Source organism: Pseudomonas sp. TH08, assembly GCF_016651275.1.
In the GTDB taxonomy this organism is placed as follows: domain Bacteria; phylum Pseudomonadota; class Gammaproteobacteria; order Pseudomonadales; family Pseudomonadaceae; genus Aquipseudomonas.
Genome location: NZ_JAEKEE010000002.1, coordinates 791,663 through 816,029 on the forward strand (window position 1 = coordinate 791,663; position 24,367 = coordinate 816,029).

The 24,367-nt window shown below is 59.1% G+C and carries 20 protein-coding genes; 5 read left to right on the forward strand and 15 right to left on the reverse strand.

The window, feature by feature from the left end:
- Positions 1-46: 46 nt before the first annotated feature.
- Positions 47-2,119: a TerD family protein gene (locus tag JFT91_RS13195; RefSeq protein WP_201232613.1), complete on the forward strand. Its 2,073-nt coding sequence runs from the start codon at positions 47-49 to the stop codon at positions 2,117-2,119.
- A gap of 119 nt (positions 2,120-2,238) precedes the next feature.
- Here the strand turns inward: JFT91_RS13195 and JFT91_RS13200 are convergent, their stop codons facing one another.
- From JFT91_RS13200 to JFT91_RS13220, 5 genes are all read right to left on the reverse strand, one after another.
- Positions 2,239-2,619 (reverse strand): hypothetical protein, encoded by a 381-nt coding sequence (locus tag JFT91_RS13200; protein WP_242489272.1) that lies wholly within the window; start codon positions 2,617-2,619, stop codon positions 2,239-2,241.
- A gap of 383 nt (positions 2,620-3,002) precedes the next feature.
- Positions 3,003-4,580: a glutamine-hydrolyzing GMP synthase gene (gene guaA / locus JFT91_RS13205; protein WP_201228385.1), complete on the reverse strand. Its 1,578-nt coding sequence runs from the start codon at positions 4,578-4,580 to the stop codon at positions 3,003-3,005.
- Positions 4,581-4,679: 99 nt separating this feature from the next.
- A complete protein-coding gene (gene guaB, locus JFT91_RS13210) occupies positions 4,680-6,149 on the reverse strand; it encodes an IMP dehydrogenase (protein ID WP_201228386.1) in 1,470 nt (489 codons plus the stop codon).
- A gap of 116 nt (positions 6,150-6,265) precedes the next feature.
- Positions 6,266-6,814: a sugar ABC transporter ATPase gene (locus JFT91_RS13215; RefSeq protein WP_201228387.1), complete on the reverse strand. Its 549-nt coding sequence runs from the start codon at positions 6,812-6,814 to the stop codon at positions 6,266-6,268.
- A gap of 164 nt (positions 6,815-6,978) precedes the next feature.
- Positions 6,979-7,746 carry a sulfite exporter TauE/SafE family protein gene (locus tag JFT91_RS13220; protein WP_201232615.1) on the reverse strand — a complete coding sequence of 256 codons (768 nt, stop codon included), beginning with the start codon at positions 7,744-7,746 and terminating at the stop codon, positions 6,979-6,981.
- 100 nt (positions 7,747-7,846) lie between these two features.
- Between JFT91_RS13220 and JFT91_RS13225 the strand changes: the two genes are divergently transcribed.
- The 4 genes from JFT91_RS13225 to leuA all read left to right on the forward strand — a co-directional run bounded on the left by JFT91_RS13225 (position 7,847) and on the right by leuA (position 13,200).
- On the forward strand, positions 7,847-8,734 hold the full coding sequence (locus JFT91_RS13225) for a LysR substrate-binding domain-containing protein (RefSeq protein WP_201232616.1): 888 nt from the start codon (positions 7,847-7,849) through the stop codon (positions 8,732-8,734).
- Positions 8,735-8,851: 117 nt separating this feature from the next.
- Positions 8,852-10,231: an exodeoxyribonuclease VII large subunit gene (gene xseA / locus JFT91_RS13230; protein ID WP_201232617.1), complete on the forward strand. Its 1,380-nt coding sequence runs from the start codon at positions 8,852-8,854 to the stop codon at positions 10,229-10,231.
- A gap of 3 nt (positions 10,232-10,234) precedes the next feature.
- Positions 10,235-11,056, forward strand: a complete 822-nt coding sequence (locus JFT91_RS13235) for a M23 family metallopeptidase (protein ID WP_201228391.1) — start codon at positions 10,235-10,237, stop codon at positions 11,054-11,056.
- Positions 11,057-11,520: 464 nt separating this feature from the next.
- On the forward strand, positions 11,521-13,200 hold the full coding sequence (gene leuA, locus JFT91_RS13240) for a 2-isopropylmalate synthase (protein ID WP_201228392.1): 1,680 nt from the start codon (positions 11,521-11,523) through the stop codon (positions 13,198-13,200).
- A 178-nt stretch (positions 13,201-13,378) separates the two neighbouring features.
- On the opposite strand, the gene JFT91_RS13245 is transcribed toward leuA, so the two are convergent.
- The 10 genes from JFT91_RS13245 to rlmN form a co-directional block, all read right to left on the reverse strand.
- The gene (locus JFT91_RS13245; protein WP_201228393.1) at positions 13,379-14,170 is read right to left on the reverse strand and encodes an amidohydrolase; all 792 of its coding nucleotides are present in this window, start codon (positions 14,168-14,170) and stop codon (positions 13,379-13,381) included.
- Positions 14,158-15,306 (reverse strand): pyridoxal phosphate-dependent aminotransferase, encoded by a 1,149-nt coding sequence (locus JFT91_RS13250; RefSeq protein WP_201232618.1) that lies wholly within the window; start codon positions 15,304-15,306, stop codon positions 14,158-14,160. Before JFT91_RS13250 ends, JFT91_RS13245 begins: the two co-directional genes overlap by 13 nt.
- A gap of 209 nt (positions 15,307-15,515) precedes the next feature.
- A complete protein-coding gene (gene der, locus JFT91_RS13255; protein ID WP_201228395.1) occupies positions 15,516-16,985 on the reverse strand; it encodes a ribosome biogenesis GTPase Der in 1,470 nt (489 codons plus the stop codon).
- A 135-nt stretch (positions 16,986-17,120) separates the two neighbouring features.
- Positions 17,121-18,272, reverse strand: coding sequence for an outer membrane protein assembly factor BamB (gene bamB / locus JFT91_RS13260; RefSeq protein WP_201228396.1), 1,152 nt, complete (start codon positions 18,270-18,272; stop codon positions 17,121-17,123).
- A complete protein-coding gene (locus tag JFT91_RS13265) occupies positions 18,265-18,906 on the reverse strand; it encodes a tetratricopeptide repeat protein (protein WP_201228397.1) in 642 nt (213 codons plus the stop codon). The genes bamB and JFT91_RS13265 overlap by 8 nt, the downstream gene beginning before the upstream one ends.
- 41 nt (positions 18,907-18,947) lie before the next feature.
- The gene (hisS, locus tag JFT91_RS13270; RefSeq protein ID WP_201148416.1) at positions 18,948-20,237 is read right to left on the reverse strand and encodes a histidine--tRNA ligase; all 1,290 of its coding nucleotides are present in this window, start codon (positions 20,235-20,237) and stop codon (positions 18,948-18,950) included.
- Positions 20,238-20,274: 37 nt separating this feature from the next.
- Entirely contained in the window at positions 20,275-21,384 is a 1,110-nt protein-coding gene (ispG, locus tag JFT91_RS13275; RefSeq protein ID WP_201148415.1) for a flavodoxin-dependent (E)-4-hydroxy-3-methylbut-2-enyl-diphosphate synthase, read from the reverse strand.
- A gap of 3 nt (positions 21,385-21,387) precedes the next feature.
- Positions 21,388-22,431 carry a RodZ domain-containing protein gene (locus JFT91_RS13280; RefSeq protein WP_201232619.1) on the reverse strand — a complete coding sequence of 348 codons (1,044 nt, stop codon included), beginning with the start codon at positions 22,429-22,431 and terminating at the stop codon, positions 21,388-21,390.
- Positions 22,431-23,189 (reverse strand): type IV pilus biogenesis/stability protein PilW, encoded by a 759-nt coding sequence (gene pilW, locus JFT91_RS13285; RefSeq protein ID WP_201148413.1) that lies wholly within the window; start codon positions 23,187-23,189, stop codon positions 22,431-22,433. Before pilW ends, JFT91_RS13280 begins: the two co-directional genes overlap by 1 nt.
- 12 nt (positions 23,190-23,201) lie before the next feature.
- Complete coding sequence (gene rlmN / locus JFT91_RS13290) at positions 23,202-24,350, reverse strand: dual-specificity RNA methyltransferase RlmN (protein WP_201232620.1); 1,149 nt, start codon at positions 24,348-24,350, stop codon at positions 23,202-23,204.
- Between the last annotated feature and the right edge of the window lie 17 nt (positions 24,351-24,367).

Consider the following 24,367-nt stretch of genomic DNA (forward strand, 5'->3'; position numbering starts at 1 on the left):
CGATGCTGTGCTCGTCCATGACGGCGACCAAAGGAGAAAATCAAGGATGAATCAGGAGCTGTTCCTGCGTCGCCGTAGCAAAGTTCGCGTTCCGACGGGCAGTGGCGGCGCCACGCGCGCTCAGGTCGCGTCGGCTGTCCGGGAAGTCGCGGCGTTCCGATGCGTACTGTCAGAGTCTCTTATTGAGCAAATTGGCTGCTTGTCTCCCGCAGAACTTAAGCACTGGCTGCGCGACATTATCAGAATGCTTCGGCGGCGGGCTGGTGCGCATGTGCACCACCGGCCGTTTTATCCTGACTTTCCAGAGCAAGTTCTGCAGGCCTCAGAGGCGGAGCTGTACCTGAACGCCGTCATGCACTACCTCACGCTTCGGCGTTTACCACCGACTGAACATTCTCGACCGCCCCTGCTTGAAGGCAACTTCATACCTTGGGTGATTGAATCTGGAAGCACCTCGGAGTTCGAGTCACTGCTTGAGCCGCTGGTTTCATCGCGCACCTCGCTCTCCGAAGAGGAGACAGCCGATGTCGTCTGGTTTATCCGCGAGTACAAAAGCGATGTGTTCCGTCTGCTGCCCGAGGCCATCCCGTTCCGGGAGAACCGTGCACAGGTTGGCGGGGCGTTGATCCTGCATGTCGCCAGCGATTCTCGGGTCGACACATTTCTGCAGCGAAACGTCGAAACGGCAACTGACGTGCTACGACTGGCGGTCGCATTGAGTGGAGGAGACGTGTCCCTGGCGACTGCTTCGACACGCTTCAAAGCGATGAAGCGCTCCATACGCCGCCTGTTTTTGCGCCTGCTCGATAACATTCCCGACGCTGTGGAAGACGTGATGCGTCATGCAGAGCGCTGGAAACGTCTGGCTGAAGTACTGCATCCGGGCGACTACGCCGATAAGTACCCACGAGCGCTCGCCGCCATCACTGCTGCGCGTCGTAACGAACCGCCCGCCACCTTCAATTCACGAGCCGAAAAATTACTGGCCGATCGTGATATTGCCGCCCTCACGCTTCTACTGCAAAGCCGTCCCGGTGAGTTCGCACGACGGTTAGACGTCACCCTCCGCCGCGCGACCGAAACAGACGCTGTACTCGACGCCTTCGAGGCTGTTGCGGCGCAGGTTTCCTCGCCCGTTTTGCTGCAGTTGCTAGCCCAGTTACGTGCACCGCGCCCTCTGCCCCTGCGGGCGTTCACACCAAAAGGTTCAATCGCCAAAGTCTATGCGATCAAGGATCGACGTGAACCTCTCGCCCCTGAAACGTTGGCGCGTGCTGCCCGTATCTGCGAGAACGCTCTCGTACAACGCTTTGCCTCACTGCCGCCATTAGGCCGCTGTTTCATCGATCCAGCGTTACGTGAGTACAAGGTGCCGCTGGCGCAGCGCGCTTCATCGAAGTCACTACGTACATTGGTGCGGGGCAGTCGGCTGCCTGTGCCTGACACACGCTTCATTCGCCTGTTTCTGTGGTGGAAGAATGGCAATGAACGCACGGACATCGACCTGTCCGCCGCATTTTTTGATACCGACTTCGTGTTCAAGGATACGGTCGCGTACTACAACCTGGAGGGCTACGGCGGTTACCACAGCGGCGACATCGTCGATGCGCCCGAAGGGGCTTCGGAGTTCATCGATCTCGACATCGACGTCCTTGTCGAGCAGGGCATCCGTTATGTCGTCACGTCCATCAACTCATTCACCGAGCAGCCGTACTGCGATCTCCCGGAATGCTTCGCTGGCTGGATGGCCCGTACTGACACAGCCTCGGGTGAAGTGTACGAGCCGCGAACCGTGTTCGATCGTATCGATATCGCGTCCGACACTGTGATCTGTCTGCCATTCGTGATGGACCTGCAGGAACGACGCATGATCTGGGCCGATCTGGGGCTTACTTCATCTCCCAGATGGAACAACGTCGGGAACAACCTCAGCGGAGTGTCGTTGATGCTGCGGGCATTGGTGCATACGCCACGGCCGGATCTGGAAACCCTGTTCGATTTACATGTTCGAGCACGAGGGGAACGCGTGACTTCGCCGCAGCAGGCTCAGGTGGTATTTAAACCTGACCAAGGGATAACACCGTTCGATACGGACGTGATTCGATCACAGTTTCTTTAGTAACTACTTCAATCTTCGCGATCAATTGAGTGCAACGAATCTTGCCAAGGTGCTTTGCGCCCGAAAACAAAAATGCCAGTCAGTAAAACTGACTGGCATTGGCGAAGCGTGCGCTGTAATCAACGCGAAACAGAATAATTCTGGACGATATCGTTCTCGAAAAAGATCCTCAAACTGATCCCTTGGGCGGTGGTCTTGCCGGTGGTTACGCTGGCCACTTCATTCATGGTGCCCTGCGCATTGGCCACGTGTGACGTTGCTGTGCCAATAGCACCGCTGGTTTCCGACGAGACGAATCGGTGGGCAAGATTCACGTACTTCTCCAGCCCTTCTTCGCTTTTCACGTACGTCCAGTTAGTCATGGTGTCCGAGTCGGCCTGTTCCTGCATCGGCGGGCCAAACATCTGAGATATCTGGTTTTTAGTGGTTTTGCCACGAACGATGGCGGTCCTCAGATAAGACTCGTCGTACTTCTTCGCACCTGCGCCATTGAGATTCATTGAACCCATCATGTCATTCGAGTTGGCACAACCACTCAAAACTCCAGCCACCAGACACAGCGCAATGGCACCTCCAACTAACTTTCCATGTATGAAAGACATAACTCACCCGTATGCTTTTTCTGTAGCTGTTTTTATATTTGAGGAACAAGAATCCGCCACGCCTCGGCACTCGGCTGCGCGCAGATGTCTTATTGGTTTTCCAGAAAGTGGGGCCAACCCACAACAGAAGTTGCCTGTAGCTTAGGGCGATGAAATACGCGTAGCTATAGTACAGGTGTGCTAGTACCCACCTCGATCGCACACGATGAACTAAAAAAACCGCCTGACGCGAACGCCAGGCGGTTTTTTATTTCAATCAGTCGGCCCTCAGGCCGGTGACATTATTCCCACTCAATCGTCGCAGGCGGTTTGCTCGACACGTCGTAAGTAACGCGCGAAATGCCTTCGATTTCATTGATGATGCGGCCGGAGACGGTTTCCAGCAGTTCGTAAGGCAGGTGAGCCCAACGTGCGGTCATGAAGTCGATGGTTTCTACGGCACGCAGGGCAACGACCCAGGCGTAACGACGGCCATCGCCTACCACGCCAACCGATTTCACTGGCTGGAACACTACGAAAGCCTGGCTGACTTTGTGGTACCAGTCGGCTTTGCGCAGTTCTTCGATGAAGATGTGGTCGGCACGACGCAGCAGGTCGGCGTATTCCTTTTTCACTTCACCGAGGATGCGCACGCCCAGGCCCGGGCCCGGGAACGGGTGACGGTAGACCATGTCGTACGGCAGGCCGAGTTCCAGGCCCAGACGGCGGACTTCGTCCTTGAACAGTTCGCGCAGTGGCTCGACCAGTTTCAGGTTCATCTCTTCCGGCAGGCCGCCCACGTTGTGGTGCGACTTGATCACGTGAGCCTTGCCGCTTTTCGCGCCAGCCGACTCGATCACGTCCGGGTAGATGGTGCCCTGAGCGAGGTACTTGATGTTGTCCAGTTTGTTCGACTGGGCATCGAATACGTCGATGAAGGTGCGACCGATGATCTTGCGCTTCTTCTCTGGGTCGGCTTCGCCGGCCAGGTTGTTCAGGAACTGCTCTTCAGCGTTGGCGCGGATCACCTTGACGCCCATGTTCTCGGCGAACATGGCCATCACTTGCTCGCCTTCGTGCAGACGCAGCAGGCCGTTGTCGACGAAGACGCAAGTCAGTTGATCGCCAATGGCTTTGTGCAGCAGCGCAGCCACAACCGAGGAGTCAACACCGCCGGACAGACCCAGCAGCACGTTGTCGGTGCCGACTTGTGCGCGGATGTTGGCGATGGCGTCTTCAGCGATCTTCGACGGTGTCCACAGGGCTTCACAGCCGCAGATGTCGAGGACGAAGCGCGACAGGATGCGACCGCCCTGCTTGGTGTGAGTCACTTCCGGGTGGAACTGCACGCCGTAGTAGCCACGGGCGTCGTTGAACATGCCGGCGATCGGGCAGCTCGGGGTGCTGGCGAGGATGTGGAAGTCTTCCGGCATCTTGGTGACCTTGTCACCGTGGCTCATCCACACGTCGAGGCCGAACAGGCCATCGGCGTCGATATGGTCTTCGATACCGTCAAGCAGACGGCTCTTGCCAACCACGTCAACGCGGGCGTAACCGAACTCACGCAGCTCGGAACCTTCAACCTTGCCGCCCAGTTGCTCGGCCATGGTCTGCATGCCGTAGCAGATACCGAAGACCGGTACGCCCAGATCGAACACTGCCTGTGGGCAGCGCGGGCTGTCGGCGACGTGCACGGACTCGGGGCCACCGGCGAGGATGACGCCTTTGGGAGCGAATTCGCGGATCGCATCTTCGTCCATGTCGAACGGATGCAGTTCGCAGTACACACCGATTTCGCGCACGCGGCGGGCAATCAGTTGGGTGTATTGCGAACCGAAGTCGAGGATCAGGATGCGGTGAGCGTGAATATCGAGGGCCATGATTCAGTCTCGTCTAAGTCATTCAGAAACAGTCGTGATACAGAAACAACTCGGGGCTGAATAAAACAGCCCCGGTTGCTTAACGATTTGCTTGAAGCATCAACCTACGCGGTAGTTCGGCGCTTCTTTGGTGATCTGCACGTCGTGAACGTGGGATTCGGCCATGCCAGCACCGGTGATCCGCACGAATTCAGGCTTGGTGCGCATTTCTTCGATGTCGGCGCTGCCGGTGTAACCCATCGAGGAACGCAGACCGCCCATCAGTTGGTGAATGATCGCGCTCAGGGTGCCTTTGTAAGGCACACGGCCTTCGATGCCTTCCGGAACGAGTTTCTCGGCGCCGGCCGAGGAGTCCTGGAAGTAACGGTCGGAAGAACCTTGAGCCTGGGACATGGCGCCCAGCGAACCCATGCCGCGATAAGCCTTGTACGAACGGCCCTGGAACAGTTCGATCTCGCCTGGCGCTTCTTCAGTACCGGCGAACATCGAGCCCATCATCACGCAGGATGCACCGGCTACGATGGCCTTGGACAGGTCACCGGAGAAACGGATGCCGCCGTCGGCGATCAACGGTACGCCGGTGCCTTCAAGGGCAGCAGCAACGTTGGCGATGGCACTGATTTGCGGAACGCCGACACCGGCGACGATACGCGTGGTGCAGATCGAGCCAGGGCCGATACCGACCTTGACTGCGTCAGCGCCCGCTTCGGCCAGAGCCTTGGCGGCGGCGCCGGTGGCGATGTTGCCGCCGATCACCTGCACATCAGGGAAGTTCTGCTTGACCCAGCGAACGCGGTCGATCACGCCTTTGGAGTGACCGTGAGCGGTGTCGACCACCACCACGTCGACACCGGCATTGACCAACGCAGCTACGCGATCACCGGTGTCTTTACCGGTGCCGACAGCAGCGCCAACGCGCAGACGACCTTGGTCATCCTTGCTGGCCAGCGGGTAGGCTTTGGCTTTTTCGATGTCTTTGACGGTCATCATGCCTTTGAGGGCAAACTTGTCGTCGACGATCAGAACTTTTTCCAGACGGTGCTTGTGCAGCAGCTCGCGGACTTCGTTCTTGTTGGCGCCTTCGCGTACGGTGACCAGACGCTCTTTAGGCGTCATCACTTCACGTACGGTGGCGTCCAGACGGGTTTCGAAACGCACGTCACGGGAAGTGACGATGCCAACCAGGTCGCCATCGTGCAGTACCGGTACGCCGGAAATGTTGTGCATGCGGGTCAGTTCGAACAGATCACGCACGGTAGCATCGGCTTCGATGGTGATCGGATCCTTGACGACGCCGGCTTCGAACTTCTTGACCTTGCGAACTTCGGCAGCTTGCTGCTCGATGGTCATGTTCTTGTGGATAATGCCGATGCCACCTTCCTGAGCCATGGCGATTGCCAGACGGGCTTCAGTGACGGTGTCCATGGCGGCAGAAACCAGAGGAATGTTCAGCTCGATGCCACGGGTAAGGCGGGTTTTCAGACTGACTTCGTTAGGAAGCACCTCGGAATAACCGGGCACTAGGAGAATGTCGTCGAAGGTCAAAGCTTCTTGGCTGATACGCAGCATCGCGGGGGCTCCCGAGCGGGAAAATGGAAGCGCGCCATTATAGTCAGACACCCCCTGCTGTTCAATGTAAAACTCAGCTTAATATCAATGTTGCTGATGTACGGGGATCCCCGGCCCTACAGCTCCACCTTGACCCAAGAGACAGGTTGATCGAGCCAATCAGCAAACTCATCGATAAAGCTTTGCTTGAAGCCAGCCTCCAGCCAGTTATTGAAGATGAAACCAAGGTTGGAGAATGCGCATTCCTGCAAATACAGAAAACCGTTGATGTCGTCTTCATGCCCGCATTCGGGACAGGTGAAATTGTCGGTGCGCCCTGGCATCCAGTCTTCGAGGCTGTCGAATAGCGCTTCACCGACTTCCCGCCGACACTCGGCGCAACCGGCTTCTTCGAGAAAGCCCTTGGCCGGGGTGTAGATGCAGCGTTTGGTGACGATCTCTAGCCCATTGATTGGCTCACCGAATGGCAACGCCTGTGGATGCAGCACCACGGCACGCGCACCATCGGCAATCGCGTAAGCCATGCGGTTGCCAGTACGGCCACAGGTCGTCAGCTCTTCTTTGATGATGTTCTTGCGCACCAGCCAGCGCACGATTGCCCGGGCCCGGGGTTCGTGGACCGGCAGCGTGGAAATTTTCGGCACGATGATGCTTTGCGAATTCATGGGTACAGCCTGTTGCAAATACAGAGATTATCCCTTGTAGGCCTTCGCCTGCTCGCGATAGCGGTGGGTCAGACACATCAATATTCGCTGACACAACGCTATCGCGAGCAGGCTCACTCCTACAGGGAATGGCGGCCGGCAGCTTAATCCCTGACAAAATCCGGTCAAGTGCTGAAATAGCGCAGGATCAGGGCAATTCCGCTCGCCAACACCAGCCACGTCACCAGCCGCACAAACGCCTCGCGCGACAAGCGCATGGTCAACCGCCGCCCAATCCACAGCCCCAGCGCCATGGCCGGCAACAGACACAGCGCCAACATCAACAAGGGTAGCTCGGCATACACACCGGCGATGGCAAACAGGCTCAAACGCACCACCGTGCTGCAACTGATCAGTGCACTTTGCGTGGCCCGCGCCGCGTCTTTCGGCAAACGGCTGTTGAGATAGATCGCATATAAAAAGCCGCCACTGCCAAACAGCGCCCCGAACAGCCCGCCGATCGTGCCCATCGGCACCGCCCACGCCGCTGACAATTGTGCCGGCCGCGCTTTGACCCACAGGCTGTAAACCGCATAAGCGCTGATGAACAGCCCCATCAGCAGCAACAACAGATCGGATTTGAGGTTGAGCAGGAAGATCACCCCCAACGTACAACCCACCGCCATGCACGGCAGCAGCCGCAGCAATTCGGGTTTGGCCACGTCCTTGCGCGACGGCAGCAGATTGCCGAACGCCGCAACGAAATCCAGCAACACCAGCAACGGCACGATTTTCGACAACGGCATAAACACAATCAGAATCGGTCCCGCTACCAGCGCCGTGCCAAATCCGGCGATGCCGAACACGATATAGGCCAGTGCGATGGCCAGGCCGATAACCGCCCAGCCCTCGACGCCCCACGCCCATTCACTCAACAGCCCCAGCACACTCATCGCCACGCATCCTTTATTGACCTGAGATGACTTTAGCCAGCGCCGAGGGTTGCGACTAATATCTTCAAAGCCGACCACCCATCTCGAAAAGGCATACCTCGTGCTTTCAACCCGCCAACTGCGTTACTTCGTGGAAATCGCCGAGTGCGGCAGTTTCAGTGCCGCTGCCGAGCGCCTGTTCATCGCTCAATCGGCATTGAGCCGACAGGTCAAAGACATGGAAACGCGACTGCAAACCCCGCTGTTCGAACGCACCGCGCGCCAGCCTCGACTCACTGCGGCGGGCGAAGCATTTTTGCCGCGCGCGAGGAATCTGCTCAACGAGCTGAGCAAGGCCAGCGCCATGGCCACTGAGGTCGGCAACGGCCAACTCGGAACATTGCGCCTGAGTCATTCGAGCACCGTACCGATCAGTGGGCGTCTGCTGCGTGACATCAGTCGCTACCTCGATCAGCAACAAGGCGTGTCGCTGGACATCGGCAAACTGTCTTCGGAGGCGCAGCTTGAGGATCTGGCCGAGGGGCGCCTCGATATTGGCTTGCTGCGCCTGCCCGTACTGCGTCAGCGCGAAGGTATTCAGATTGTGCCGCTGTTTACTGAGCGCTTACTGCTGGCGGTTCCGGCCGATCATCAATTTGCATCAGCGCACTCGGTCGATCTTGCACAACTCAAGGACGAGGCGTTCATTTCCATCCCGCATCCACAGCGCGGCGGCCTCAGTTATTTATGCGCCGACCTGTGCATGCGTCAGGGCTTTTTCCCGAAAGCGGCACGGGTGATGTCGCGCAAGACCACGCAATTGCAGTTGATTCAGGCCGGATTCGGCATCGCCCTGCTGCCGGAATCGATGCAGGACCTCGCCCCGCCCGGCGTACGATTCCTGCCGCTGGCCGACGCCGACTGCCACAGCACCGTCGCCCTCGCCTACCGTCAAAACCCGACACCACTTATCCAACACTTCATCCAGACTTTCACCAATCCCGTGTAGGAGCTGCCGCAGGCTGCGATCTTTTGATTCTAAAAAACAAGATCAAAAGATCGCAGCCTGCGGCAGCTCCTACAGGGGATCGTGCATTGATTGGGGGAATGCCTTTAAACTGCGCCCATGATTAAAGATCCCTTTGCAAGACTTGGCCTGGACCGTGAAGTCCTGACCGTCAGCCAGCTCAACGGCCGCGCGCGGGTGTTGCTCGAAGACGTGTTCAGCAACATCTGGGTCGAAGGCGAAATCTCCAACCTCGCTCGCCCAGCGTCCGGCCACATCTACTTCACCCTCAAGGACAGCGGTGCGCAGGTGCGTTGCGCATTGTTCCGGCAGAACGCCGCGCGCGTTCGACAGGCGCTGAAGGACGGTCTGGCGGTCAAGGTCCGCGGCAAGGTCTCGCTGTTTGAAGGCCGTGGCGACTATCAGTTGATTCTCGACACCGTGGAGCCTGTCGGTGACGGCGCACTGCGGCTGGCTTTCGATGCGCTGAAGGAAAAGCTCAGTGCTGAAGGCCTGTTCAGCGCCGAACGCAAAGTGCCGCTGCCGGCGCATCCGCAGCGCATCGGCATCATCAGCTCGCCGACCGGTGCGGTGATTCGCGACATCATCAGCGTGTTCCGCCGCCGTGCGCCGCAGGTTCAACTGACGTTGATTCCGACTGCCGTGCAGGGTCGCGAAGCCACGGCACAAATCGTCCGCGCCCTGAAAATGGCTGATGCCCGCGGCTTTGATGCGTTGATCCTCGCCCGTGGCGGCGGCTCGCTGGAAGACCTCTGGTGCTTCAACGAAGAGGCCGTGGCCCGCGCAGTCGATGCCTGTGTGACGCCAATTGTCAGCGCTGTCGGCCATGAAACCGATGTGTCGATCAGCGACTTTGTCGCCGACGTTCGCGCACCGACGCCCTCCGCCGCCGCCGAGTTGCTCGCCCCCGACTCCAGCCATTTGATCCGCCAGGTCGAAAGCCTGCATCGCCGTTTGGTGATGCGCATGCGCGACCGCTTGATGCGTGATCGCCTGCGCCTTGAAGGCATGGCCCGACGTCTGCGTCATCCCGGTGAACGTCTGCGCCAGCAGGCACAGCGCCTGGATGATCTGGACATGCGCATGCGCCGCGCCTTCGAGCGTCATCTGAACACGCGCCGCGAACGCCTGATTCGCCTGGAAACACGCCTTGCCGGGCAACATCCGGGACGGCAACTGGCGATGCTGCGCCAACGTCTCGACAGCCTCGCCGAACGCCTGCCCCGCGCCATGCGCGAAGGCCTGAAAAACCGTCGTCTGCAATTGCACAGCCAGATGCAGACGCTGCATGTGGTCAGCCCCTTGGCGACCCTCGGCCGTGGTTACAGCATCCTGCTCGACGAGCGCGGCCATGCGATTCGCAACGCCGCACAGACTCACACCGGTCAGCGTCTGAAGGCCAAGCTCGGCGAAGGCGAACTGCAAGTGCGCGTCGAGGACAACCACCTGACGCCTGTCACTCTTTCTTTACTGGACTGATCCATGCCGCGTTTTCTGGCTTCATTGTTTTTACTGTGTCTGACCTTCAACGCCCACGCCGACAGTTACATCACCCGGCTGCTGAACAAACCGGTGCCGGGCGGCGTCGCCGTGGTTGACCTCGGCGCTGCTGCACAAGCGCCGAAAGCCACGTATCAGGGCAAACCGGTACTGGTGGTGAAAGAACAGAACAACTGGCTGGCGATTGTCGGTGTGCCGCTGACGGTCAAGCCTGGCGCGCAACAGATCAGCAGTGGCGGGCGCAATTTGCCGTTCACCGTGGGCAGCAAGAAGTACCCGGAGCAGCGCATCACCCTGAAGAACAAACAGCAGGTCAATCCGGATCAGTCAAACCTTAAACGCATCGAAGGTGAACTGGCCGAGCAGATCAAGGCTTACCGCAGCTTCAGCCCGAACACGCCGAGCAATCTGCTCTTGGACAAACCGGTGAACGGGCCGTTGTCGAGCAAGTTTGGTGTGCGTCGCTTCTTTAATGGTGAAGAGCGCAATCCGCATGCGGGTCTCGATTTTGCGGTGCCGGCGGGCACGCCGATCAAGACGCCGGCAGCGGGCAAGGTGATTCTTACCGGCAACTATTTCTTTAACGGCAACACCGTGTTTGTCGACCATGGTCAGGGCTTTATCAGCATGTTCTGCCACATGTCGAAAATCGACGTGAAGGTCGGCGATCAATTGGCGCGTGGTGCGGTGGTGGGCAAAGTCGGGGCGACTGGCCGGGCTACCGGGCCGCACATGCACTGGAACATCAGCCTGAACGATGCGCGGGTGGATCCGGCGATTTTCATTGGTGCGTTTCAGCCTTGAATATGTAGTGAGGCGACCGGCCTCTTCGCGAGCAGGCTCGCTCCCACAGGGGATCTGGGTTGTGATTAAGATCCAGAGTGGGAGCGAGCCTGCTCGCGAAAGCGGCTTACGCAACACACCAATACTCACTGAATTCCCGCAAACCTCAATTGCGCCCTAATCAACGCTCACGCAAAAATCAAAAAGATCCGCCGGCTTAGGCACAATAAAATCGCGAAAAAACCTGCTTTTCGAGTATTCCTCTCAATTTTTTTCGACTGCTTGCCATCCTTTCCCCTCGCGGTTAGGGTTGAGGGCATGAAAACCTCTCACACCCTCATTCAGCTTCGCCAGCACCGCAGCCTGTGCCTCGTCAGCGCACGACTGCCAGGCTGAATCGCTACGCCTCGTCCTACGCTTTTCCAAGAACATTCGTCACACCGGCAGGCCGCCTCTTTTCGGCCCAGACAATAAGGAATTTCCCGATGAGCATGCTCAAAGATCCGTCTTCGAAATACCGCGCGTTCCCCGTCATCAACCTGCCGGATCGTACCTGGCCGTCGAAAACCATCGACGCCGCGCCGATCTGGTGCAGCTCCGACCTGCGTGACGGCAACCAGTCGCTGATCGAGCCGATGGACGCGGTGAAAAAGCTGCGCTTCTGGAAAACGCTGGTGCAGGTCGGCGTGAAGGAAATCGAAGCGTCGTTCCCGGCCGCTTCGCAAACTGACTTCGACTTCGTGCGTACCCTCATCGAGGAAGGCCACATCCCGGACGACACCACTATTCAGGTGCTGACCCAGGGCCGTGAAGACCTGATCGAGCGCACCTTCGAATCCCTGCGCGGCGCGAAGAAAGCCATCGTTCACTTGTACAACGCGACCTCGCCGTCTTTCCGTCGCATCGTCTTCAACCAAGACAAGGACGGCATCAAGGCCATCGCCGTCAACGCGGCCAAGCTGTTCGTCAAATACGCCGCGATGCAGCCGGACACCGAGTGGACCTTCGAATACTCGCCGGAAACCTTCAGCGCCACTGAGCTGGAGTTCGCCAAGGAAGTCTGTGACGCGGTAATCGAGGTGTGGAACCCGACGCCTGAGCACAAGATGATCCTCAACCTGCCGGCCACCGTTGAATGCGCAACGCCGAACATCTACGCCGACCAGATCGAGTGGTTCGGCCGCAACATCAATCGTCGTGACAGCGTGATCATCAGCCTGCACACGCACAACGACCGTGGCACTGGCGTCGCTGCCACCGAGCTGGGCCTGATGGCTGGTGCCGATCGCGTCGAAGGCTGCCTGTTCGGCAACGGCGAGCGTACCGGCAACGTCGACCTCGTCACCGTTGCCCTGAACATGTACACCCAGGGTCTCGACCCTCAACTGGACTTCTCCGACATCGACGGCGTGCGCAAAGTCGTCGAAGAGTGCAACCAGATTCAGGTTCACCCGCGTCACCCGTACGTTGGCGACTTGGTGCACACCGCGTTCTCCGGCTCGCACCAGGATGCCATCCGCAAAGGCTTCTCTCAGCAGAAACCGGACGCTCTTTGGGAAGTGCCGTACTTGCCGATCGACCCGGCCGATATCGGTCGCAGCTACGAGGCGGTGATCCGCGTCAACAGCCAGTCGGGCAAGGGCGGCATCGCTTACTTGCTGGAGCAGGAATACGGCATCAGCTTGCCACGTCGCATGCAGATCGAGTTCAGCCAGGTCGTGCAGCGTGAAACCGACCGCCTCGGCCTGGAGATGACCGCCAAGCAGATTCACTCGCTGTTGATCAGCGAATACCTGCAAGCCAACACCCCGTACGCGCTGGTCAGCCATCGCCTGCAGGAAGAGAACGGCAACAGCAACGTCGAAGTGGAAGTGGCGAGCCAGGGTCAGGGCGAAACCAACCTGCACTGGCGCGGCAAGGGCAACGGTGCGCTGGAAGCACTGGTGGCCGGTCTGCCGGTTCCGGTGGAAATCATGGACTACAACGAACACGCGATCGGCGCGGGCACCAATGCCAAAGCGGCGGCCTACATCGAGCTGCGTGTGAACGGCGAGCGTGCAGTGCACGGCGTGGGCATCGACGAAAACATCACCACGGCCAGCTTCAAGGCACTGTTCAGCGCGCTGAACCGATCGTTGAGCCAGCCTGAGGCGAAAGCGGCTTAAGCGTTCGCTGAAACGCGAAAGGCCCCGAAGTGCGAACTTCGGGGCCTTTTTTTGCCTGATGGTTTTTTACCGATTTCAAAGCCCCCTTCGCGAGCAGGCTCGCTCCCACAGGAGATCGCGTTCCAAATGTGGGAGCGAGCCTGCTCGCGAAAGCGGCCTGCCCGCCATCCCATCAATATCAGGTGAACTCGAAATTATCCGCGTCGAGGTTTGCCGGGAAGCGCTCGCGATAAGCGGCCAGCGGTGCAGCCTCCAGAACAGCCTTGAACACGCCGTCCGCCTCCCCCGCCGCGAGCAAGGTTTCACCCTGAAAATCCAGCACCTGGCTGTCGCCTGTGTAGGCAAAACCTTTGCCGTCGGTGCCGACACGATTCACCGCCGCCACGTAGCAGAGGTTTTCGATGGCGCGCGCCGGCAACAGCCGGTTCCAGTGCAGACGGCGGGCGCCGGGCCAGTTGGCGGTGTACAGCAACAGATCGGTGTCCTGCGCATCGCGACTCCACACCGGGAAGCGCAGGTCGTAGCAGATCAGTGGACGAATGCGCCACCCCTTGAGCTCGAACTGCACCTGACGTTCGCCGGGGGTGTAATGATTGTGTTCGCCGGCCATGCGAAACAAGTGGCGCTTGTCGTAATGCAACACTTCACCGTCGGGCCGCGCCCACAGCAAGCGATTGCGGTGGCTGCCGTCGGCGGCCTGGATGATCACGCTGCCGGTGATCACCGCATTGAGTTTCGCCGCCTGAACACGCAGCCATTTGCTGGTGGGGCCGTTTTCGGCCTCGGCAAGCGTTTCCGACTCCATGGAGAAACCGGTGGTGAACATCTCCGGCAGGATGATCAGATCCGCGCCGCGTGCCTGTTCCAACAGCATTTCAAAATGCTCGAAGTTAGCCTGGCGGTCATGCCAGGCCAGACTGGTCTGGATCAGCGCCAGGTTGAGATCGGGTAACGCACTCAAATCACGCATAGTTTTGCCGCCGCTTCTCGCAGCGTTTCCTCGCGTTTGGCGAAGCACAGACGCACCAGGCGCTGGCTTGCGGGTGGGTTCTGATAGAAGACAGACACGGGAATGCTCGCCACGCCGTGCTCACGGGTCATCCACATGGCCATCTCGACGTCATTCAAGTCAGGACGAATCTGCGAGTAGTCGACCAGTTGGAAATAGGTGCCGGTGACTCGACTGAAGGTGAATCGCGACGGCGTCAGCAGATCGCAGAACAGATCGCGCTTGGCCTGATAGAAACCCGGCAGCTCTTCAACGTGTTCGGGATGCTCGGCCATGTAATCAGCCAAAGCGTACTGCAGCGGGGTGACGCCGCAGAAACTGACGTACTGATGGACTTTGCGCAGCTCGGCAGTCAGCGCAGGCGGTGCGACGACGTAGCCGGTCTTCCAGCCAGTGACGTGGTAGGTCTTGCCGAACGAGCTGACCACGAACGCACGTTGATACAGCTCTTCGTGGGCGAGCACGCTGACATGGGGCACGCCGTCGAACACCAGGTGTTCGTAGACTTCGTCACTGATCAGGTAAATGTCACGATCGCGGATAAGCGCTGCCAGTTGATCGAGTTCCGCACGACTGATCAGTGCGCCGCTCGGGTTGTGCGGGGTATTGATGACGATCATTTTCGTGCGCGGGCTCAGCGCCGCGGCGAGCTGCTCGAAATCGATGGAGAAGTCGTCCGGGTTCAACTGCACATGCACACAACGACCGCCCGCCAACTCCGTCGCCGGTTCGTAGCTGTCGTAGCACGGATCGAACACGATGACTTCGTCGCCGCTGTGAATAACCGCCTGAATCGCACAGAAGATCGCCTGAGTCGCGCCCGGCGTGACCGTCACTTCGTTATCAGCATCGACGTTGACGCCGTAGCTGCGGGCGATCTTCGCGGCAATCTGCTGACGTAGCGCCGGCAAACCGGTCATCGGCGAATATTGGTTATGCCCGCTGGCAATATGCCGACCTACCGCGTCGCGCAGCGATTGCGGGCCGTCGAAATCAGGAAAACCCTGGGACAGGTTGATGGCTCCGGTCTGCGCCGCGAGCTGAGACATCTGCGTGAAAATAGTGATGCCGACATTCGGCAGCTTACTGGTGATCATCGGGGGTTCCCTGCTCAACACCCGGCTCTGACGACGGCTCGGGAGAGACCGAGAATAGCCCATACGGCGCCCATAAAAAAAGGGCGCCCACTGGCACCCTTCTTATTGCCGCCCCTGTAGAGCTGCCGCAGGCTGCGATCTTTTGATCTTGTCTTTAAAGCAAAATCAAAAGATCGCAGCCTGCGGCAGTTCCTACATGAAGTGATGAATCACTTCTTGTCACGGCGCTTCTTGTCGGCTTTCTTGTGGTGCGACATCAAACGACGCTTCTTGTTGACCTGGCGGTCTGTCAGCGTGGTTTTTTTGCCTTCGAACGGGTTGTCGCCGCCCTTGAACTCGATGCGGATCGGCGTACCGACCAGCTTCAGCACACGGCGGTAAGTGTTCTCCAGATAGCGCACATACGACTTCGGCACTTTCTCGATCTGGTTACCGTGGATCACGATGATCGGCGGGTTCGCACCACCCAAGTGGGCGTAACGCAGCTTGATCCGGCGGTTGTTGACCATCGGAGGCGCGTGCTCGCCAACGGCGTCTTCGAGAATCTGGGTCAGACGGTTGGTCGGCCAGCGGGTGACCGCCGACTTGAACGAGTTCTGTACCGAGGCGTAGAGGTTGCCCACGCCAGTACCGTGCAGTGCCGAGATGAAGTGGATGTCGGCGTAATCAACGAAGAACAGACGACGCTGCAGCTCGACCTTCACGAAGTCGCGCTCGCTCGGCGTCATGCCGTCCCACTTGTTGATCGCGATGACCAGCGCACGGCCCGACTCGATGGCGAAGCCCAGCAGGTTGAGGTCGTGATCGACCACGCCTTCGCGGGCGTCCATCACGAAGATCACCACGTTGGCGTCTTTGATCGCCTGCAGGGTTTTGACCACGGAGAACTTTTCGACTTCTTCGTGGATCTTGCCGCGCTTGCGCACACCGGCGGTGTCGATCAGCGTGTACTTCTCTTCATTCCGTTCGAACGGGATGTAGATACTGTCGCGCGTGGTGCCCGGCTGGTCATAGACGATAACCCGGTCTTCACCGAGCATACGGTTGACCAGAGTCGACTTGCCGACGTTCGGACGGCCGATGATGGCAATCTTGATCCCGTCTTTTTCGCTTGGGCCAGGAATGCGCTTGGCTTCCTCGCCTTCAGCAACAATCTCTTCTTCGCCGTCTTCCGGCTCTTCTTCGTCCCGCGGGAATTCACCCAGAGCGATTTCCAGCATCTGTGTGATGCCACGGCCGTGAGCACCGGCGATCGGAATCGCGTGGCCCATGCCCAGCGGAGCGAATTCAGCGCGGGCCATTTCCGGGTCGATATTGTCGACCTTGTTGGCCACCACGTAGGAGCACTTGTTACGTTTGCGCAGGTGTTCGGCGATCATCTGGTCGGCGGCGGTGAAACCGGCCTTGGCATCTACCAGGAACAGCACAACATCTGCTTCTTCAATGGCCAGCAGCGACTGCTCGGCCATTTTTTCGTCCATACCGTGCTCGTCACCGGAGATACCACCGGTGTCGACCAGAATGTAGGAACGCCCTTGCCACTTGGCCTCACCGTACTGGCGATCACGGGTCAGACCGGACAAGTCGCCGACGATGGCGTCGCGAGTCCTGGTCAGGCGGTTGAACAAGGTGGACTTGCCGACGTTCGGTCGGCCCACCAGGGCGATTACGGGAACCATGCGGCTCTCCACTTCGTTATTTCAGAAAATACAAAAGCCGCTGCGAGGCAGCGGCTGGTGCTCGGGGCAACACCCATGGGTGCTGCAAGCCCTGTAAATACAAGGCCGCTTGGGGATTATCCCCAAGCATAGTTGTTACTTGATGGTCAGGGCTTCCAGTTTGCCACTGTTGCCATATACATAAATCGTGTCACCCACCACCAGCGGACGGGCACGCAGGCCGTCGCTGTCGATGCGCTCACGGCCGACGAAACGACCGTCAACCTGACTCAGCAGGTGCAGATAACCTTCCAGGTCACCCACTGCAACATAGCTGGAGAACACTTCCGGAGCCGACAGTTGACGGCGAGCCAGCGAATCGTTGCTCCACAAGGCTGTGGTGGAACGTTCGTCGACGCCTTCAACGGTGCCCGAAGACAGGCTCACATAAACGCTGCCAAAACCCTGGGCAATACCGGCATAGCTCGACGCATCGCGCTGCCAGAGTTGACGACCGCTTTCCAGATCGAGTGCCGCTACGCGACCCTGATAGCTGGCAACGTACAGCGTACCGCCGGACAGCAGCAGACCGCCGTCGATGTCGACAACGCGCTCCAGTTCCGAACGACCCTGTGGAATCGCAATGCGTTGTTCCCAAACCGGCACGCCGTTGGAAATGTCCAGAGCGACTACTTTACCGGTCGACAGGCCAGCCACCGCAAGGCGGTTGGTGACCAGCGGAGCACTGGTGCCACGCAGCGTCAGAACGGCCGGAGTGCTGTCATACACCCAGCGCTGGCTACCGGTGGAGGCATCCAGACCGATCAGACGATCGTCCTGAGTCTGCACCACCACCACGTCGCCGTTGTTGGCCGGCGGCGCGAGGACTTCGCTGGTCACGCGAGCACGCCACTTCTCTTCACCGTTGACGGTGTCCAGAGCAACGACTTCGCCTTGCAGCGTGCCAACCAGAACCAGACCGTAACCTACGCCAACGGCGCCGGAGACAGGCAGTTCAAGATCTTTTTTCCACTTCACGTCGCCATTGCTGCGATCCATGGCCATCACGATGCCCGTGACGTCGGCAGCGTAGATGGTGTCACCGTCAACTGCCGGTACCAGCATGTTGTAGGTTTCGCCCTGACCGTCACCGATCGAACGACTCCACTGCTTGTGCAGAACCACTTCTTCTTTGAAGTCGGTCAGTTCGGCCGGTGGCAATTCTTTTTTGCTGTTGCTGCTGCAACCCGCGGCCAGAAGGGCCAGAGCCAGCAATGCTGCATGCTTCCAACGGATCACGTCACGCATCCCCTTTGGCCAGGTCGTCGAGCTTGATTTGAAGGCCACCGACCGCCGCTTCATCCGACAGTGCCGCCTTGGCTTTTTGATACGCCTTGTTCGCGTCATCGGTGCGGCCCAGCTGTACCAGCAGGTCGCCCTTGAGTTCTTCGCGAGTGGCCAGGAACGCTTTGTCGGCGTCGCCGTCGAGCAGTTTCAGGGCGTCATCGGCCTTGTTCTGCGCGCCGAGCACCTGCGCCAGACGCTGACGGGCGATTTCGCCCAGCGCCGGGTTGGCCGGTTTGTCGACAATGGCTTTGAGCTCGGTCGCGGCGTCATCCAGCTTGCCGCTATCGACAGCAACCTTGGCCACGAACAGACTGCCGTACTGCGCGTAGGCAGTACCGCCGAATTCGCTGTTGAGCTTGCCGGCCAGATCCGCAACGCGCGCCGCATCAGGCTTGCCGTCAGGCGTCAGCGTGGTTTCCAGCAGTTGCTGATAGAGCACCGAGGCGCCTTGCGACTGGTTGCTCTGGTATTTGTGATAAGCCTGCCAGCCGAACACGATAACCAGTGCCAACAGGCCGCCGGTGACCAGAGGTTTGCCGTTGCGTGTCCACCAGTCCTTCAAATCCGCCAACTGTTCGTCTTCGGTACTCGACACCCCAATACTCCTTAATCGCTAAATCGGCTGTTAAGACAGCTTCAACCCTGCACGACGCAGGTGGCCAGGTGAGCGGCGAGCGCATCCCAGGCAATGCTTTGTTGTTCGCCCTGGCCACGCAGGGGTTTGAAACCTACCACTTGCTGGGCCATTTCGTCGTCACCCAGGATCAGTGCGTACAACGCACCGCTCTTGTCGGCTTTCTTGAACTGGCTTTTGAAACTGCCGGCGCCGGCATTGACTTGCAGACGCAGGTTTGGAAGTTGATCACGAACACGCTCAGCCAGAGCCAGACCGGCCAGTTCGGCCTCTTCACCGAAGGCGCAGAGGTAGACGTCGACCTGACGGGAGATCTCTTCGGGGATCTGCTCGAGGGTTTCGAGCATCAGGACCAGACGCTCGATGCCCATGGCGAAACCAACACCGCTGGTCGGCTTGCCGCCCATCTGCTCGACCAGACCGTCGTAACGACCGCCCGCGCAGACAGTGCCCTGGGCACCGAGTTTGTCGGTGACCCATTCGAAAACGGTTTTGCTGTAGTAATCGAGACCACGCACCAGCTTCGGGTTGAGCACGTAAGGAATGCCAACGGCATCCAGGCGCGATTTCAAACCTTCAAAGTGAGCGCGGGATTCGTCATCAAGGTAGTCAGCCATCTTCGGCGCATCGACCAGCACCGCTTGAGTGTCGGCATTTTTGGTGTCGAGCACGCGCAGCGGGTTGGTTTTCAGACGGCGCTGGCTGTCCTCGTCGAGTTTGTCGTGGTGCGCCGAGAGATACTCGACCAGCGCTTCACGATAACGACCACGGGACTCGCTGGTACCCAGGCTGTTCAGTTCGAGTTTGACCGCATCACGAATGCCCAGCTCGCCCCACAGACGCCAGGTCATGATGATCAGCTCGGCATCGATGTCCGGACCGTCGAGGTTGAACACCTCCAGACCGATCTGGTGGAACTGGCGATAACGACCTTTCTGCGGACGCTCGTGACGGAACATCGGACCGATGTACCAGAGCTTCTGGACCTGGCCACCGCCGGTGATGCCATGTTCGAGCACAGCACGCACACACGCCGCAGTGCCTTCCGGACGCAAGGTCAGGGAGTCGCCGTTGCGGTCCTCGAAGGTGTACATTTCTTTTTCGACGATGTCGGTCACTTCGCCGATCGAGCGCTTGAACAGCTCGGTGAACTCGACGATCGGCATACGGATCTGCTTGTAACCGTAGTTATCCAGCAGACGCGCCACAGTGCTCTCGAAATAACGCCACAGCGGGGTCTGTTCGGGCAGGATGTCATTCATGCCACGAATGGCTTGCAGAGACTTGCTCACTTTAAATCCTTAAATTCGTTCGGCGCTTCAGTCAGGCTCAGCCGCGCGCAATTACGGCAGCGTCAGCTTCGACCTTTTCGGCCGCTTTCTGGCGGATCAGCCTTTCGAGCTCGTCCACCAGATTGTCATTCGTCAGTTTCTGCGACGGCTTGCCGTCGATGTAAATCAGGTTTGGCGTACCGCCGGTCAAGCCGATATGGGCTTCCTTGGCTTCGCCGGGGCCGTTGACCACACAACCGATCACCGCGACATCCAGCGGCACCAGCAGGTCTTCAAGGCGCCCTTCCAGCTCGTTCATGGTTTTCACCACATCGAAGTTCTGCCGCGAGCAGCTCGGGCAGGCGATGAAGTTGATGCCACGGGAACGCAGATGCAAAGACTTGAGAATGTCGTAACCGACCTTCACTTCCTCGACCGGGTCGGCCGCCAGCGAGATGCGGATAGTATCGCCAATCCCTTCGGCGAGCAGCATACCTAGGCCCACGGCGGATTTCACCGTGCCCGAACGCAATCCACCGGCTTCGGTGATGCCCAGGTGCAGCGGCTGGACGATTTCTTTCGCCAGCAAGCGGTAGGCTTCGACGGCCATGAACACGTCGGAGGCTTTCACGCTGACCTTGAAGTCCTGAAAATTCAGGCGTTCAAGATGCTCAACGTGACGCAAAGCGGATTCGACCAGTGCGGCCGGGGTCGGCTCGCCGTATTTCTTTTGCAGGTCTTTTTCCAGCGAGCCGGCGTTGACGCCGATGCGGATCGGGATCCCGCGGTCACGGGCAGCATCGACCACGGCGCGCACGCGGTCTTCACGACCGATGTTGCCCGGGTTGATGCGCAGGCAGTCCACGCCCAGTTCGGCCACGCGCAAAGCGATCTTGTAGTCGAAATGGATGTCGGCAACCAATGGCACCTTGACCAGTTGCTTGATCTTGCCAAACGCCTCGGCGGCGTCCATGTCCGGTACCGAAACGCGGACGATGTCGACGCCAGCGGCTTCCAGACGATTGATTTGCGCAACAGTGGCGGCAACGTCATTGGTGTCGCTGTTGGTCATGCTCTGCACAGCGATCGGCGCATCGCCGCCCACCGGTACGTTGCCGACCCAGATCTTGCGCGAAACGCGACGTTTGATTGGAGATTCGCCGTGCATGACTTATTGACCCAACTTCAGGCGAGCAGTCTCGCCACTGGTGAACGGAGCGACATCGACCGGTTGGCCGTTGTAGCTGACCTGCGCGCCACGGGCGTAGCCCAGACGCACGGCAAATGGTGGCTTGCCGGCAACAGACAAGCTGTCGCCCTTGCGCTTGAGGCCACTGAACAACACTTTACCGCTGCCGTCGCTGACTTGGGTCCAGCAATCGGCAACGAACTGCACCGACACCTGACCTTGACCGGCGACCGCCGCAACCGGTGCAGCAGCCGCTGCGGAAACAGCCGGTGCCACTGGCGCCGTGACCGTCGCTGCCGGTGTGCTCGGAACGGTCGGGGCCGGAGTAGCTGGTGTGGCAACCACGGGCGCAGGCGTATGAACCGGTGCAACCGCAGTGGCTGCCGGAGCGACAGGTGCTGCTGGCTCGGTGGCCGGAGCAGCGCCTTCGGCACCGGTCGATTCAGCGCTGGTTTCGGACTGAGGCAATGCCAGTGCAGTCGAACCCTGGGTCTGACCTTCGGCGACCGCCTGATCTTCAGGCTCATCAATCGGGTGAATCTGAGTGGTACCGTCAGCGCCTTCGACTTCAACGTGCTCAGGGGCCAAAGAAGCCAGATCCTTGGTCCGCAGCGACGTCTGATCCTGCCACCAGACGAAACCGCCGCCGATGACCGCGATCAGCAACAGCAGGCTGACAATACGCAAAATGGTATGGGAAACCCGCACAGGCTCTTCGATACGACCCAAGGCGTGAACGTTGCTGCCCTGGGAATCGGTGCCGGTGGACTGGTCGAATTGCTGAACCAGAACCGTCTGGTCCATGCCGAGCAATTTGGCATAGGCGCGAATGTAACCGCGAGCGAAGGTATGCCCCGGCAGCTTGTCGAAAGCGCCGGCTTCAAGATTGCTCAGGGAAGTCACGGTGAGGTTGAGCTTGAGGGCCACTTCGGCCAGCGACCAGCCATTGCTTTCGCGGGCCTGGCGCAAGGTCTCACCGGGGTTAACGCGATTCGCTGCTACAACTTCGGGATGCGCCGCTTTCATCATTGCTCCGACAGGTATTGCTGATATTCCGGCGTACCGGGATAGAGTCGTTTTAATTGCAGGCCATAACTGGCGGCCTTGTCGCGATCTTCAAACACTTTTGCCAGCCGAACGCCGAGCAATAGACTACGTGCATTTTGTTCGGTCAGCAGGCTGAATCGGTCGTAATAGTCACGTGCGGGCACATAATGCCTGTCTTCGAAGGACAACTCAGCCATTTCCAGCAACGCGCGCGGTTGTTGACGGTTCAAACGCAGTGCTTTTTCCAGCTGCTGCTGCGCCAGATCACGCTGACCAAGCTTCGCCGCCGTCATGCCAAGGTTCTCGAACACACGCGAACGCTCAGGATACAGGGTATCGGCCGCGGCCTGTTCAAAACGCTCGTAGGCTTCCTTGTAACGCTGTTCTTCGTAGAGAAAACTGCCGTAATTGTTGAGCGTGCGGGCATCGCCGGGACGGGAGGACAAAGCCTTGCGGAAATGCTCGTCAGCCAGTGCAGGCTCCATTTCGGCCTGAAACACCAGCCCGAGCGCAGCGTTGGCGTCAGGATCCGAGCTGTCCAGCTCCAGCGCTTTCTTCAGCGGCACCTTGGCCCGCTCGGTCATGCCCTGCTGCAAGTACCCCAGCCCCAACTGCACGTAGGCAGCCCGCGCTTCATCGCGGCCCTTGCTGGTCTTCATCGGGTTGTAGTCACCCGACAGGACACAACCAGCACACAGGCTGGCCAACAGCAACAGCAGCGCAAAGCGCAGGGACATAGAGATCCTCTCTTAGTTAGTGTTCGCGGCGTTCTGTGCCAGATCGCTGTCGGCGCCCAACTCACGCACGGCGATGTAACGTTCGCTGCGACGGGTGCGATCCAGCACCTGCCCTACCAATTGACCACACGCGGCGTCGATGTCTTCACCACGGGTGGTGCGGACAGTGACGTTGAAACCGGCCTGATGCAACTGATCCTGGAAACGACGGATCGCGTTGTTGCTCGGACGCTCGTACCCGGAGTGCGGGAACGGGTTGAACGGAATCAGGTTGATCTTGCACGGAATGTTCTTCAGCAGCTCGACCATCTCGACGGCGTGTTCAACCTTGTCGTTGATGTCTTTGAGCAAAGTGTACTCGATGGTCAGCACACGCTTTTCGCCCAGGGACGACATGTAGCGCTGGCACGACTCGAGCAGCATCTTAAGCGGATATTTCTTGTTGATCGGCACCAATTGGTTACGCAATGCGTCATTCGGTGCGTGCAGCGACAACGCCAGGGAAACGTCGATGTGCTTGGCCAGCTCATCGATCATCGGCACCACGCCCGAAGTGGACAAGGTCACGCGGCGCTTGGAGATCCCGTAGCCGAGGTCATCCATCATCAGATGCATGGCGGCGACGACGTTGTCGAAGTTCAGCAGCGGCTCACCCATGCCCATCATCACCACGTTGGTGATGGCACGGTCGACGGTTGCCGGGACGCTGCCGAAAGATTTGTTGGCAATCCACACCTGGCCGATGACTTCGGCGGCGGTGAGGTTGCTATTGAAGCCTTGCTTGCCGGTGGAGCAGAAACTGCAATCCAGGGCACAGCCTGCCTGGGACGAAACGCACAGAGTGCCGCGTTTGCCCTGGGGAATGTACACGGTCTCGACGCAGCTGCCGGACGCCACGCGCACCACCCACTTACGGGTGCCGTCGGTGGAGATGTCCTCGCTGACCACTTCCGGACCACGGACTTCAGCAATAACCTTGAGCTTGTCGCGCAAGGCCTTGCTGACGTTCGTCATGGCGTCGAAATCATCGACACCAAAGTGGTGAATCCATTTCATTACCTGACCGGCACGGAAACGCTTCTCCCCGATTGAGTCGAAGAATTTTTCCATTTCCTGTTGAGTCAGACCCAGCAGGTTGGTTTTTACAGTCGATGTAGTCATGGATTCACCTTCACTCT